Source organism: Cellvibrio polysaccharolyticus (assembly GCF_015182315.1).
Taxonomy (GTDB): Bacteria; Pseudomonadota; Gammaproteobacteria; order Pseudomonadales; family Cellvibrionaceae; genus Cellvibrio; species Cellvibrio polysaccharolyticus.
Window position 1 is genome coordinate 1,426,117 of the sequence record NZ_PRDL01000001.1, and the last position, 13,594, is coordinate 1,439,710.

Here is a 13,594-nt window from a genome sequence, read left to right on the forward strand (position 1 = left end):
GGATATGAGTCAAAAGAAAGCCGTTATTCTGGTTTCCGGTGGTCTGGATTCCACCACGGTGCTGGCCATCGCCCGAAGCCAGGGCTATGCCTGTTACACCATCAGTTTTGATTATGGGCAGCGGCACAGGGCTGAATTGCTGGCCGCCAGTCGTACTGCCACCTTGTTGGGCAGCGTGCAGCATAAGGTGGTCACTCTGGATTTGCGCAGCATTGGCGGTTCGGCGTTAACCGATGACAGCCTCGCCGTACCGGAAGAAGAAACCGCCGGCATTCCGGTCACTTATGTACCCGCCCGTAATACGGTGTTTTTATCCATCGCGCTGGGTTGGGCCGAAGTGCTGGGCGCCAACGACATTTTTATTGGTGTTAACGCGGTAGATTTTTCCGGCTACCCGGATTGTCGCCCGGAATATATTCAGGCCTATGAAACCATGGCCAATCTGGCCACCCGTGCCGGCGTAGAAGGGCAGGCGTTACGGATACAGGCGCCGCTGATGAACATGAGCAAAGCTGAAATCGTTAAGCTGGGTTTAACGCTGGGCATTGACTATGGAACTACCGTCTCCTGCTATCAGGCGACGGAAGAGGGGCTTGCATGCGGTGTCTGTGACAGTTGCCGGTTGCGGCGTATCGGTTTTGAGCAGGCGGGTATTAAAGATCCAACCCGTTATCAGTCCGGTGCATAAGCTCGCGCTGCTCTTATGGTTTTATTTTGCTAACCAACTGTCGTCAGGCATCAAAACAGTTATTTAATAGCTGCTTTAAAAGGTAACGGACGACAGGCGGGGTAAGCTTTCTTCCTGCCGTTGTACGGGGTTTAACGCATCAGGCATTGCACCGGTGCGCTGCCGGTTGAATAGCAATTCAGGCAATTTCGACGGGCGAACAAAAAATATTCAGCTAAAAGTTTTTTTAATTTTTTTTATTCAAGCGCTTGTTTTCCTCAGAAAAATCATTAATATACGCGCCTCACTCAGGGTCGTTAGCTCAGTCGGTAGAGCAGTTGGCTTTTAACCAATTGGTCGCTGGTTCGAATCCAGCACGACCCACCACTTTTAAAAATCTTTGCCAGCAACACCCGGCGAAGACAGATTGTAGAAAAACCGGTTTACCCGGGTCGTTAGCTCAGTCGGTAGAGCAGTTGGCTTTTAACCAATTGGTCGCTGGTTCGAATCCAGCACGACCCACCACCTTCTAAAAAGGGATGCCCATGGCATCCCTTTTTTATTGCTCGTTATTTTGCAGTTGACGTCCTTCGGGCGGCCGCGCAGGCGGCATTTAAATGGCTCCCGGCTATTTTTTTATTACGCCATTCCGGCATCAAATTTTTTTGCTATACCCTGAGAATGAATCGAAGCAGTCGGCTCATGGTAGACTGTCTGCTCACAGCACGTGGTGGTGAAATCTATGGCGGCAAATAAAGTCAGTCTTGCAGACAATAATGTTGATGCAGCAGCCGAGCTGGTTCGTCAGCATCTGGCCCATGCATGGGATACCCCGGCACATACGCCGGAAGAGGAAGAAGCGCTTAAAAATCAAATCAAAGCGCTGTTAAAAAAACACAATGCGGTGTTGGTTGCGCATTACTACACCGATCCGGTGATTCAGGCGCTGGCCGAAGAAACCGGTGGCTGCGTTTCCGACTCGCTGGAGATGGCGCGCTTCGGTAAAAACCATCCCGCCGAAACGCTGGTGGTTGCCGGCGTAAAATTTATGGGCGAAACGGCAAAAATCCTCACCCCTGAAAAGCGCGTGTTGATGCCAACCCTGGAGGCGACCTGTTCGCTGGACCTGGGTTGCCCGATTGAAGAGTTCTCGGCATTTTGCGATCAACACCCTGACCGCGAAGTGGTGGTCTATGCCAACACCTCGGCTGCCGTAAAAGCGCGCGCTGATTGGGTGGTAACCTCCAGCATTGCGCTGGATGTGGTCGACTATCTGGATCGCCAGGGTAAAAAAATTCTCTGGGCGCCGGACAAGCACCTGGGCAGTTACGTGCAGCAAAAAACCGGCGCGGATGTTCTACTGTGGGACGGCGCCTGTATTGTGCATGAAGAGTTCAAGGCAAAAGGGGTGTACGACCTCAAATTGCTGTACCCGGATGCCGCAGTACTGGTGCACCCCGAGTCACCCAAAGCGGTGGTGGATCTGGCGGATGTGGTTGGTTCTACCTCGCAGCTGATCAACGCCGCGACGACCCTGCCGAACAAGGATTTTATCGTTGCCACCGATCAGGGCATTTTCTACAAGATGCAGCAGCGCAATCCGGACAAAACTTTCCATATCGCGCCCACTGCCGGTAATGGAGCAACTTGTCGCAGCTGCGCCAATTGCCCGTGGATGGCGATGAATGTACTGGAGAATCTGGTCAACGTATTTGAGCGCACCGACAACGAGATTCACGTTGATCCGGAGCTGGCGCGCCAGGCGATGATCCCGCTGCAACGCATGCTCGACTTCAAAAAGTAACTACTGTCCCGCTTCTGACTGGTGTCGCGCTTGTTTCCCGCGTCGCCTGTCAGTACCATTGCGCTTCTGTTCGTTAGAACCATTCTCTTTGCCCTTTTCCTGTCTGATGGAGTGCTCAATGATTCAAGGCAGTATGGTTGCCCTGGTAACCCCGATGAACGCCGATAATTCGCTTGATTGGAACAGTCTCCACAAGCTGGTGGATTGGCACCTTGAGCAGGGCACACATGCAATCGTTGCCGTAGGTACCACCGGTGAATCGGCAACCCTGGACGTGGATGAGCACCTTGCTGTAATCAAGCGCGTGGTTGATCAGGTTAATGGCCGCATCCCGGTTATTGCCGGTACCGGCGCCAACTCCACCAGCGAAGCGGTAGAACTCACAGAAGCCGCTAAAAATGCCGGCGCCGACGCCTGCCTGCTGGTTACTCCCTATTACAACAAGCCGACCCAGGAAGGCTTGTTTCTGCATCATCAGCACATTGCCAAAGCCGTTGCCATTCCCCAGATTCTTTACAACGTACCGGGTAGAACCGGTGTCGACATGCTGCCAGAGACTATTTTGCGTCTTGCGGCGGTGCCCAACATCGTGGCTGTTAAAGAAGCAACCGGTAAGCTGGACCGGGCACGTTTGCTGGTTGAGCAGGCACCGGAAGGCTTCGGTATTATCTCCGGTGACGATGCAACCGCCGTGGAATTGATTCTTTTAGGGGGGCATGGGGATATTTCTGTCACCGCGAATGTCGTACCACGAGCCATTGCACAGATGTGTGAGCTGGCACTGGCTGGAAAGGCGGATGAGGCACGGGCTATCAACGATAAGTTGCTGCCCCTTCATGACGCTATGTTTGTTGAGTCCAACCCGATTCCTGTCAAATGGGCGGTTGAGCAATTGGGCTTGATTCAAGCCGGTATACGCCTGCCTCTGACTCCCTTGTCAGCGCAGTATCATTCACAGGTTAAATCTGCCCTGCAGGCTGCCGGGCTGCTTTAGAGACTATTCATGACAATAATGACTGCCATAAGAAAGCCGGCGTTTTACGCCACGCTGGGATTGTTGAGTTTTTCCATGTCCGGGTGCGGTATGTTTTTCGGCGAAGAAGGCTGGTTCCGCAATCGCGGTGGTGACTACCAGAAAGCCGATAATATTGCGCCGTTAAAACTGGATGAAAATCTGGACAAGCGTGCAATGGGCGATTTGTACCCGATTCCTCCTATCAAACAATCGGACTTTGACGAAACCGGCCTGGCTTACGATGTACCCCGTCCGTTGCCAATTTCCTCCAACTTGCTGGAAGAAAGCGTAAAAATTCAGCGTCTTGGCAGTCAGACCTGGATTTTGATGAACGTTTCACCCGGCGAAGTCTGGCCGCGAGTGCGCAGTTTTCTCAATATTAACGGCCTGACCGTTAACACCGCAGATATTGGCAGCGGTGTGATTGAAACCGACTGGATTCAATTTAAAACCGACCTGACTACTCACGATCGCTATCGCATCCAGATTGATCAGGGTGTTCAGCCGGAAACCAGCGAAATTCATATTTTGCACATGAGCATCCCTAACGACGCCAAGCAGACTGCCGGTTTATCATGGCCTGCAGCATCGAGCAATCCGGAGCGTGAAAAGTGGCTGCTGGATGAACTTTCTGCAACCCTGGCAAGTGATGTTACTGAAGGCGGCACCTCGCTGCTGGCACAGACCATTGGCGGTTCAGCCAAGGCCGGTCTGGTAACGGTGCGTAACGAGCCTGTGTTAAACCTGCGTCTTGACCGCGCCCGTGCGCTGGGTACTTTGGCGCATGCGGTAAAACAGGATGGTTTTACACCTTACGAAAACAACTCGGAAACCGGTATTTTCTACGTGCAATACCGTAAGCCGGATGCTGATGGCCCTGGCTGGTTCGCCCGTAAATGGGCCGGGTTGCGCAATTCCAAAGTGGTTAGCGCCATTGCCGGTGTTTCTGAAGAAGAGCAGGTGAAAATCAGCAGCCCTTACACCCTGGAAGAAATTACGCAAAATCTGCCAACCGGTGAAGCGCTCGACGGCGCGCCTTACTCCAAGCGTGACGCTGAAAAACAACTGCCCAAAGCACCGGGTTACCTGTTGCTGGTTAGCGGTGTTGACGGCGACCTGACCGTGCGTTTGCGAGATCCTTACGGCAAGCGTATTGATCCGCGACAGGCACGTGACATGTTGACGGCTATTCGTAAAAACCTGATCTGATTTTCGCGCTATGCGCTTCGCATCTCTGGGCAGTGGCAGCCGCGGTAATGCCACATTGGTGGAATGGCCGGGTGGCACACTGCTCATAGATTGCGGTTTCAGCGTTCGCGAGGCCGAGTCGCGCTTGCAGCGCCTTGGCCAATCTCCTGCCTCACTTTCTGCCATTCTGGTAACCCACGAGCACATTGATCACATCAAAGGTGTGGCGGCATTTGCCCGTCGCTACCAACTGCCGGTGTACATGACGCCCGGCACTTGGCAAAGCCGCGATTTTGGTGTGCTGCCCGACTTGCGTCTGCTCGAAACCACCGCGCCTTTTATGATTGGCGATCTGCTGATTACGCCCATTGCTGTTCCCCATGATGCCCGTGAGCCTGTGCAGTTCATCCTTCAGCACGAGCAGCGTCGCCTTGGTCTGTTAACGGACCTCGGCAGTATTCCTCCTCACGTCGAATCTGCCTATCAAACCTGCCATGCGCTGATCCTGGAGGCGAATCACGATTCCACCATGCTCGCCTCGGGGCCTTACCCGGCATCACTCAAACGCCGTGTGGGTGGTCAGTGGGGGCATTTGAACAATCAGCAGGCAGTGGGGTTTTTACAGCGCCTGGATATCTCTCTGTTACAGCATCTGGTTATTGCGCATATCAGCCAAAAGAACAACTCGCCGGATCTGGTGCGCCAGGCGTTTTCGGGCGTAGTGGCGGCTATTGCCGAAGTCACTTACGCCTGTCAGGACGAAGGCTTTGGTTGGCTTGTGGTGCGTTAATAGCCATAATCAGTTTTTCCGCACTTAATGCCAGATTGTAGCTATATTAATAGCGGATAGGGTCGCGGTTACTGATACCATCCGCGAGCAGTGGTTTGGTGTAACAGAAGGAGAGATCAAGTGATTGAGCGTCGGCAGTACGAGCGTACCTCTGCTACGGTCAGAGTTGAAATGAGTCACCCGGGCTTTGGCACTATTGTTGGTTTTACCAAGGATATATCCGAGGGCGGGGCGCAAGTACAGGTTGAAAATCAGTACAGCCCGCCGGTTGGAACAGAGGTTCTGGTGCGTTTCAAAAAAAACATCGGCCCGATTAATCAGGAGCCGGTAAAAATGCGCGTGGTGCGCCAGTTGCGCAACACGCTGGGTTTAATGTTTCTCCGATAACCGGGCCGCTGCTTATTAGCGGCGCGTTTATTAGCTGCATTGTTTATTAATTGCGCTGTTTATTAACTGCACTGTTTGTTAACTGCACTGTTTGTTAACTGCACTGTTTGTTAACTGCACTGGGCCGGCTTTTTAAGTGCCAATGTCTGGCCTGCATAATTGCGTTGCAATTGCGTCAGGTCATTACAGGTGAGAGCCGGGTTTTCGCTTACATCAAGCTGCTCGAGTTTCAGCAGCGACAATAAAGGCGCTGCCGACTGCAAACGGTTGTTGCTCAGCAACACTATTTTCAACTGACTTAATGAAGCCAGTGCCTTCACATCGGTCAGGTCATTGCTGGTCAGATTCAGCGCCTCAATGCCGGTAAATACCTCAAGCCCCGCCAACGACTGAATGCCGGCATTACTGCAATTCAATTGCTTCAGCCCCGATGCCTGGGTGACTTGCTGATCAATAACGGATTGCTCCACACATTTGTGCAGCAATGTGTCGGCCAATTTATAATCAGTGAATAACGATGCCGGTGTATACACCACGCGTTCATTCACACTCACTGCGTAGCCGCAACCGAACAGCAAGGTTGTTAATCCTGCCGCCATCAGGCTTCCGAGCACTTTTACCGTCATAATAATTCCCGTTTTTCTGTCTGTCTGAATGAGGCAAGTATCCGTTTAATGGCATTAAATAGCCAGTAGTTGCTCGGATTGTGTACAAAAGAAAGCACGCCAATATCTACCAATTTCAGTGAAAGCTGCTTAACTTCACAATAAGCGATGGAATGTTTGTCTTTGGTCGAAAATTTTATTTTATTCAGCCAATGTTCAGCCAGCAAAACTAGAATTCGTATTTGAGTGACCTATCACCAATCGGCACTATTCCGGGTAATTTTGCACAGTGATGACACCTATAGTGTCGTTTTGGCAGTAAAATACGGTTTATTCCAGCGGCAGTAGACCCTTGGTGCCTTAGATACAAATAACGGGAGTTTTTTATGAAATTAATAATCGCATTTTTAATGAGCTTTGCTTTGATTGGTTGTACGTCGATGGACCCATACAGCGGAGATCAAAAAACCAGCAACACCACCAAAGGCGCCGGTATTGGTGCGGTCGCCGGTGCGGTAGTTGGCGCAGCGTCTTCCAGCAAGAAAGACCGCGGCAGAGGTGCTTTGACGGGCGCTTTGGTTGGTGGTGCAATTGGTGGTGGTGTAGGTAACTACATGGACCGCCAGGAAACTGCACTGCGCAATCGCTTGCAGGGTTCCGGTGTGCAGGTGCGCCGTGAAGGCAACAACCTGTATTTGATTATGCCAGGCAACATTACTTTTGCTACCGGCCGTGCAGAAATCCGTTCTGACTTCTACGAAGTATTGAACTCGGTGGGTCTGGTGTTGAAAGAGTTTAATCAAACCGCTATTCGCGTTACCGGCCACACCGACTCTACCGGTAGTGCATCTCTGAACCAGACGCTGAGTGAGCAACGTGCAGGTAGCGTAAGTTCTTATCTGATTTCCCAGGGCGTTGCCAGCAACCGTGTACAGAGCTACGGTGAAGGCCCACGTTACCCGATTGCCAGCAACGATACCGACAGTGGCCGTCAGGCAAACCGTCGTGTTGAACTGGAACTGATTCCAATCCAGTAAGGTTGCTCATCAGTAGCGATATAAAAATCGCAAACCTGAAAGCCGGTTGTGCAAGCAACCGGTTTTTTTGTGCTTGAAAAAGCGGTTTCGTTCTGTCGAAATACACGCTGTGGTAGTTCGAAAAAATTCAGGAAGTCGGCAGTATGTTTTTACCGGTTATATGTAACAGTGCAGCAGATGAATCGCTTGCGGCGGCCATTGCCGAACGTTTGCAGCAACCGCTGCATTCGCAAGTATCACTGGCAGAGTGGGCTGAAAGTGCGTTTGTATTACTGGTGGATGAAGCCGGCGTGGCCTTGCAACAAACCGGACGAAAAGCGCCGGGGCCGGTGCGCGTTGAATTTACCGAAGGTGCGGTTGATCACCGCCGAAAATTCGGTGGCGGTAAAGGGCAGATGATTGCCAAAGCGGTGGGTTTGAAGGCTGGTGTATTTCCCCATGTTCTCGATGCCACCGCCGGACTGGGGCGCGATGCCTTTGTATTGGCTTCACTGGGTTGCCCGGTTACTTTGTTGGAGCGCTCGCCGGTTGTGCAGCAGCTGTTGCTCAACGGCTTTGCTCGCGCCCGTCAATTTGCGCACATCAACGACCCGCAATTACTGGATATTCTGAGCCGGATGCGTTTGATAGAACAGGACTCCGGTATTTATTTGCAGCAGCCGGTGAGCGCACAGCAGCCCGATGTGGTGTATCTCGACCCGATGTTTCCGCAGCGCGAAAAAACGGCCGATGTGAAAAAAGAAATGAAAGTTTTTCATGACATAGTCGGTGCCGATGAAGATTCCGATGCACTGCTGGGACCCGCCTTGCAGCAAGCGCGCTGCCGGGTGGTGGTGAAACGCCCGCGCAAAGCGCCTTTTCTCGCCGGTCGTACTCCGTCTTACCAGTTGGAAGGAAAGTCCAGCCGTTACGATATTTACTCTTTGCAAAAACTGCCCGAGCGATTACCGGCGATTGTCTTCGAAAGTTGAGTGGGGAAGGTGTCACATCCTTGTGGCACCTGGGGGGAAATGGTGCAGTTTCCAGCAGGGTTACCGCACCATGGAGAAGTTGGCAGGTTAAATAATTTTCGAGTAACGAATTTCGGTAGACGGTTGTTGCAGGTAGCGATCGAAGACCATACAAATTCTGCGCACCAGCAAACGCCCGCTGTTATTCACTTGCAACCCCCTGGATGACAGCGTGATCAGCCCGTCGTCTACCATCGGCGTCAACGCAAAAAGTTCGTTGGTGAAATACAGCATGGTGTTGATATCAAAACGTTGATCAATCGCCGCAAAATCCAGCTCGCCGTGACAAATAATCTGGTTAATCACATAGCGACGCAGTTGATCGTCATCGGTCAGCTGGCAGCTTTTTTCTATGGGCAGATGGCCTTCATTAACGTGCTGCTGGTAGGCCGCCAGATCTTTGGTATTTTGAAAATACACATCATGCAGCGCACTGATGGATGAAACACCGAAAGCAAGCAGGTCGCATTCACCATGGGTTGAGTAACCCTGGAAATTGCGTTGCAGGCTGCGATCTTCCAATGCTTTGCCAAGACTGTCGCCGGGTTTGGCAAAATGATCCATCCCCAAATACAAATAGCCAGCCTCTTGTAGCAACTCGGTAGACCGGTGAAAAATCGCCAGTTTTTCCTGGGAGGATGGCAAATCTGCCTGGCGAATCATTCGCTGACTTTTAAATTTATCTGGCAAGTGTGCGTAGTTAAACAGCGACAGGCGATCCGGTGATAACTCAATAACACGGTGCAAGGTTTCCGAAAAAGACCGGGTGTTCTGAAAGGGCAGGCCGTAAATCAAATCCATAGCGATGGATTGAAATTGCTGGCGGCGCAAATCGGCTACCAGCCGGGTAACATCCTGCAGCGAATTAAAGCGGTTAACCGCTTGCTGCACTTTCAGGTCAAAATCCTGAATGCCCATGCTGACCCGATTGAAGCCCAGGTTGCGCAAATGCTGCATAGTGCTGGCACTCACCTGGCCCGGGTGAATCTCGATGCCGTACTCACCTTCGTCATTATCCAGCAGCTGAAAATACTGCCGGGTTGCCTGCATCAACAGCGTCATTTCTTCGGTGCTGATATACGTCGGTGTGCCGCCGCCCCAATGCAACTGCTTTACCGGGCGGGAGCGATCAATGTAGCGGCTTTGAATTTCCATCTCGCGAATAACGCCCTGAATATAAGGCAAGGCACGACTTTTAAGGCGGGTAACGGTCTTGTGGCAACCGCAGTAGTAACAAAGCGTGTCGCAAAAAGGAATGTGGGTGTACAGAGAAAGCGGGCGGGCTGCGGCATTACTCTGCTGCAACAGCCGTTTGATATCATCTGACGTCAGACTGCCTTTGAACTGCGGCGCTGTGGGGTAAGAGGTATAACGCGGACCGGCGAGGTCGTAACGTTTCAGTAAATCGGTATCCCACACGAGGGGGGACGATGCCAGAGATAAGGACATAAGAGTATGCAAGGTTGCTCACGGGACTGGTGAGCATCATGGCCGAATACGCCGCGGCCATTCTTGACTTGTGTCAAAAAGCCGGGTATCGGAAGGCAGCGGGTAAACAATCAGTGAAGAGATACGCCGGGTGCCATTTTTAGTGGCGCGGGCATGATGCACATGGTGCCTGGCGAGGATTTGTAGTAAATTTCGCACCGCTCTCCTTTCCTTCCCGAGTATCCTTTTTGGACATCATTACAGACGATTTCGAAGCCTTGCTGGACGATCTGGCAGAGGCGCTGGTGCGTGACGGTTACCGCATTCTGCCACTGCATTTGCCCTCCGGACTGACCGATCGGCTTTGGCAGGAGCTGCAGGATCTGCCCGACAACGAATTGAAAGTGGCCGGTATTGGCCGGCAGGATGACTTTCAGCTGAACCGGGATATTCGCCGTGACAAAATCCATTGGTTTACCGGCGAAACCGCAACCCAGCAAGATTTTCTGGACTGGATGGAACAGCTGCGTGCCGGGTTGAACCGCCGCCTGTTTTTGGGCTTGTTTGATTACGAAAGCCATTTTGCCAGCTATGGCCCGGGCGCTTTTTATAAGAAGCATCTGGATGCTTTTAAAAATCTTTCCAGCCCGCTGCAGGCCAATCGGGTGTTATCCACCGTGCTCTATCTCAACCGCGATTGGCAGCCTGGCGATGGCGGTGAACTGCTGTTATTCAATGATGACGATACCTGCTTGCTGGAAACGGTTACACCGGATTACGGCAAACTGATTATTTTTCTCAGTGAACGCTTTCCGCACGAAGTAGCGGTTGCTCGCCGTGAGCGCCAAAGCATTGCCGGCTGGTTCCGCACGCAGGGCGCGCTCTGAGTACGCTGCTACTGCGGTTGCACGGCGTCTGCTGACATCCTGGTTCCCCTTGCCTTTTTCTGAACAGTGCTTGCCCGAAAGCGGGCAGGCGCCGGGGCTGTGCTGCACCAAAATAATTCATTTGCGGCGCAGATAGCGTCTAAACTTTCTTCACATTCGGAATCTGTTACCGGTTCCCCATCCGTTCCTGCTGAATTCTTTCCTGACGTTACGCGATGGCACGTTTGTTTTTGCGCGTTATGCAATTGTGCGCTGCTGCACATATTGGCAGGCAGGCGCCTTGGCAGGCGCTTTGCAAGTAATACTACACAGAGGGAAACATCAGGGAACTCTTATGCAAATAGATTGGCAGACTTACGCGCCGGGTAATTTTTATGATGAGCTGATCAGCTCACCCGGTTATCCTCGAAAAGTGGCCAGACAGCTCGCACGCCATTTGGCGGGTCTGAGTGGCGAAGAATTGCAGGAGCGCAAACACGCTGCCGAAGTTGCCATCAAAACCATGGGCATTTCGTTTACCGTTTATAGCGATGCCGGCAATATTGACCGCGCCTGGCCATTTGACATTATTCCCCGCGTTATCTCGCAAAGCGAATGGACTAAAACCTGTAACGGGCTGGTGCAGCGGCTGACTGCATTGAACTGTTTTATCAACGATATTTACAACGACCGAAAAATTATTCGCGACAAAGTTATACCGGCAGAGCTGCTGGCCGACTCGGTCAATTTTCGCCCCGAGTGCGTGGGCATGAAACCGGCGTTCGGTGTCTGGGCACATATTTGCGGTAGCGATTTGATTCGTGACAACCGCGGTGACTTTTACGTTCTTGAAGATAATTTGCGCGTGCCCTCCGGCGTTTCTTATATGCTTGAAAACCGCAAGGTTACCAAGCGCGTGTTCCCCGAGTTATTTGAAAACTACAACATCGCCCCGGTCACCGAATACCCCAATCAATTATTCGACACGCTGGTGGCTTTATCTCCCCGTGATATCGACCGGCCGGAAGTGGTGGTGCTGACGCCAGGTATTTTCAATTCGGCTTACTTTGAGCACTCTTACCTGGCCCAGCAAATGGGAGTTGAATTGGTAGAAGGGCGCGATCTGGTGGTAGAAAATGATTGCGTTTATATGCGCACTATTCACGGTTTATCGCGGGTGGATGTGATTTACCGCCGCATTGACGATTTATTTCTCGACCCGGAAATGTTCAACAAGGATTCATTAATTGGCGTGCCGGGTTTGATGCGCGCCTGGCTGAAAGGCAATGTCGCGCTGGCCAATGCACCCGGTGCCGGGGTTGCCGATGACAAGGTGATTTATACCTTTGTGCCGCAGATGATTCGTTATTATTTAGGCGAAGAACCGCTGCTGCCCAATGTGCCGAGTTATCTTTGTATTGATAAAAAGCAATGTGACCATGTGCTGGCCAACCTCGACAAACTGGTGGTTAAACCGGCCAACGAATCGGGCGGTTACGGCATGTTGATGGGGCCACAGGCCAGCAAAAAAGAGCGCGAGGAATTCGCCCGCCGTATTAAAGCCAACCCGCGCAATTACATGGCGCAACCATTAATTTCATTATCGACTGCGCCGATTGTTACCTCGAAAAATGTTGAGCCACGGCATATTGATTTGCGGCCGTTTGTATTGCAAGGCAAGGAGCATTATGTAACGCCGGGTGGCTTGACCCGTGTTGCAATGGTGAAAGGTTCTTATATCGTGAATTCGTCCCAGGGCGGTGGCAGTAAAGATACCTGGATTGTGCAGGAAGGAGACAAGTAATGTTATCCCGTGTTGCAGAGCGTATTTACTGGCTGGGGCGTTACATGGAGCGCGGCGAAAATGTGGCGCGCCTGGTTAACGTAAATTCCAATTTATTGCTCGACCTGCCGCGCGGCACCCGGCTGGGTTGGGGCGCCTTGATTGATATCAGTGGTACAGGCGAATACTTCAATCGTGACACTGACCTTGCCGACGAACGTACTGTGGTGCGTTTTATGTTGATGGACAAGGACAACCCTTCATCACTGCTGAATTCGCTCAGCTGGGCGCGGGAAAATGCGCGCATCACCCGCGAAATTATTCCCATGGAAGCCTGGGAGCTGGTGAATGATTTATACCACTTCATTAAAGATAAAAGCGCGGCGGTACTGAACCGGCGGGAGCGCTCTGCCATTCTGTTGCAAATTATCAGTCAGGTGCAGCAGTTTACCGGTTTGCTCACCGGTTGTATGACGCACAATGATGCTTACGATTTTATTCGCATCGGGCGCAATCTTGAGCGCGCCGATATGACCACGCGCATTGTAGATGCCGGCCTCGTGCACCTGCTGCCCAAAGCATCCGAGGCGGGTAGTAGTGACGATGAAATATCGCCCTACAATAATGTGATGTGGATGAGCGTGCTGCGTTCATTGAGCGGCTATCAAATGTACCGTCAGCATGTGCGCGATCGGGTGAATGCGAAAGATGTGGTGAAGTTTTTACTGCAGAATGAAAATTTCCCGCGCGCCGCCGCTCACTCCCTGCGCGAGCTTGAACAGTGTTTGAAAAAACTGCCGATGCATAAATCGGCCTTGTTGGTCGCCACGCAGGTTCATAAAAAAATGGGTGAGGCCGATGTCGGGGAGTTACTGACGAGCTCGGGCCTGCATGATTATATTGATGAAATACAAGAGGCAATTGGTCGGGTGCATGAGTGCATTACCGAAACCTGGTTTTTGCCACTGGTGCATACACCGTCGGCAGAACCCCGCCTGGCGGTGGTTTGAGCGG

13 protein-coding genes and 2 tRNA genes are annotated in these 13,594 nt (G+C 52.0%); 13 read left to right on the plus strand and 2 right to left on the minus strand.

Annotation, left to right across the window (positions count from 1 at the left end):
• The first annotated feature begins 4 nt into the window (after positions 1-4).
• The 8 genes from queC to C4F51_RS06105 all read left to right on the plus strand — a co-directional run bounded on the left by queC (position 5) and on the right by C4F51_RS06105 (position 5,851).
• A complete protein-coding gene (gene queC, locus C4F51_RS06070) occupies positions 5-688 on the plus strand; it encodes a 7-cyano-7-deazaguanine synthase QueC (RefSeq protein ID WP_193908101.1) in 684 nt (227 codons plus the stop codon).
• A gap of 290 nt (positions 689-978) precedes the next feature.
• A tRNA-Lys gene (locus C4F51_RS06075) sits at positions 979-1,054 on the plus strand.
• Between the two features lie 62 nt (positions 1,055-1,116).
• Positions 1,117-1,192, plus strand: a tRNA-Lys gene (locus C4F51_RS06080).
• 217 nt (positions 1,193-1,409) lie between these two features.
• Positions 1,410-2,471, plus strand: coding sequence for a quinolinate synthase NadA (gene nadA, locus C4F51_RS06085; protein ID WP_193908102.1), 1,062 nt, complete (start codon positions 1,410-1,412; stop codon positions 2,469-2,471).
• Positions 2,472-2,589: 118 nt separating this feature from the next.
• On the plus strand, positions 2,590-3,465 hold the full coding sequence (dapA, locus tag C4F51_RS06090) for a 4-hydroxy-tetrahydrodipicolinate synthase (protein ID WP_193908103.1): 876 nt from the start codon (positions 2,590-2,592) through the stop codon (positions 3,463-3,465).
• 9 nt (positions 3,466-3,474) lie between these two features.
• Positions 3,475-4,695 (plus strand): outer membrane protein assembly factor BamC, encoded by a 1,221-nt coding sequence (gene bamC, locus C4F51_RS06095; protein ID WP_193908104.1) that lies wholly within the window; start codon positions 3,475-3,477, stop codon positions 4,693-4,695.
• Positions 4,696-4,705: 10 nt separating this feature from the next.
• Complete coding sequence (locus tag C4F51_RS06100; RefSeq protein WP_193908106.1) at positions 4,706-5,464, plus strand: MBL fold metallo-hydrolase; 759 nt, start codon at positions 4,706-4,708, stop codon at positions 5,462-5,464.
• A gap of 120 nt (positions 5,465-5,584) precedes the next feature.
• Entirely contained in the window at positions 5,585-5,851 is a 267-nt protein-coding gene (locus tag C4F51_RS06105) for a PilZ domain-containing protein (RefSeq protein WP_193908108.1), read from the plus strand.
• A gap of 110 nt (positions 5,852-5,961) precedes the next feature.
• On the opposite strand, the gene C4F51_RS06110 is transcribed toward C4F51_RS06105, so the two are convergent.
• The gene (locus C4F51_RS06110) at positions 5,962-6,477 is read right to left on the minus strand and encodes a leucine-rich repeat domain-containing protein (RefSeq protein ID WP_235992286.1); all 516 of its coding nucleotides are present in this window, start codon (positions 6,475-6,477) and stop codon (positions 5,962-5,964) included.
• A gap of 365 nt (positions 6,478-6,842) precedes the next feature.
• On the opposite strand from C4F51_RS06110, the gene C4F51_RS06115 reads away from it, so the two are divergent.
• Positions 6,843-7,493 carry an OmpA family protein gene (locus C4F51_RS06115; RefSeq protein WP_193908110.1) on the plus strand — a complete coding sequence of 217 codons (651 nt, stop codon included), beginning with the start codon at positions 6,843-6,845 and terminating at the stop codon, positions 7,491-7,493.
• A 143-nt stretch (positions 7,494-7,636) separates the two neighbouring features.
• Positions 7,637-8,464, plus strand: a complete 828-nt coding sequence (locus C4F51_RS06120) for a class I SAM-dependent methyltransferase (protein ID WP_193908112.1) — start codon at positions 7,637-7,639, stop codon at positions 8,462-8,464.
• 87 nt (positions 8,465-8,551) lie between these two features.
• On the opposite strand, the gene hemN is transcribed toward C4F51_RS06120, so the two are convergent.
• On the minus strand, positions 8,552-9,952 hold the full coding sequence (gene hemN, locus C4F51_RS06125) for an oxygen-independent coproporphyrinogen III oxidase (RefSeq protein ID WP_193908114.1): 1,401 nt from the start codon (positions 9,950-9,952) through the stop codon (positions 8,552-8,554).
• Positions 9,953-10,179: 227 nt separating this feature from the next.
• Here hemN and C4F51_RS06130 point away from each other — a divergent pair, with 227 nt between their 5' ends.
• The 3 genes from C4F51_RS06130 (at position 10,180) to C4F51_RS06140 (ending at position 13,590) form a co-directional block, all read left to right on the plus strand.
• The gene (locus tag C4F51_RS06130; RefSeq protein ID WP_202987631.1) at positions 10,180-10,818 is read left to right on the plus strand and encodes a 2OG-Fe(II) oxygenase; all 639 of its coding nucleotides are present in this window, start codon (positions 10,180-10,182) and stop codon (positions 10,816-10,818) included.
• Between the two features lie 334 nt (positions 10,819-11,152).
• A complete protein-coding gene (locus C4F51_RS06135; protein WP_193908116.1) occupies positions 11,153-12,601 on the plus strand; it encodes a circularly permuted type 2 ATP-grasp protein in 1,449 nt (482 codons plus the stop codon).
• Positions 12,601-13,590, plus strand: a complete 990-nt coding sequence (locus tag C4F51_RS06140) for an alpha-E domain-containing protein (RefSeq protein ID WP_193908118.1) — start codon at positions 12,601-12,603, stop codon at positions 13,588-13,590. The genes C4F51_RS06135 and C4F51_RS06140 overlap by 1 nt, the downstream gene beginning before the upstream one ends.
• The last annotated feature ends 4 nt before the right edge of the window (positions 13,591-13,594 follow it).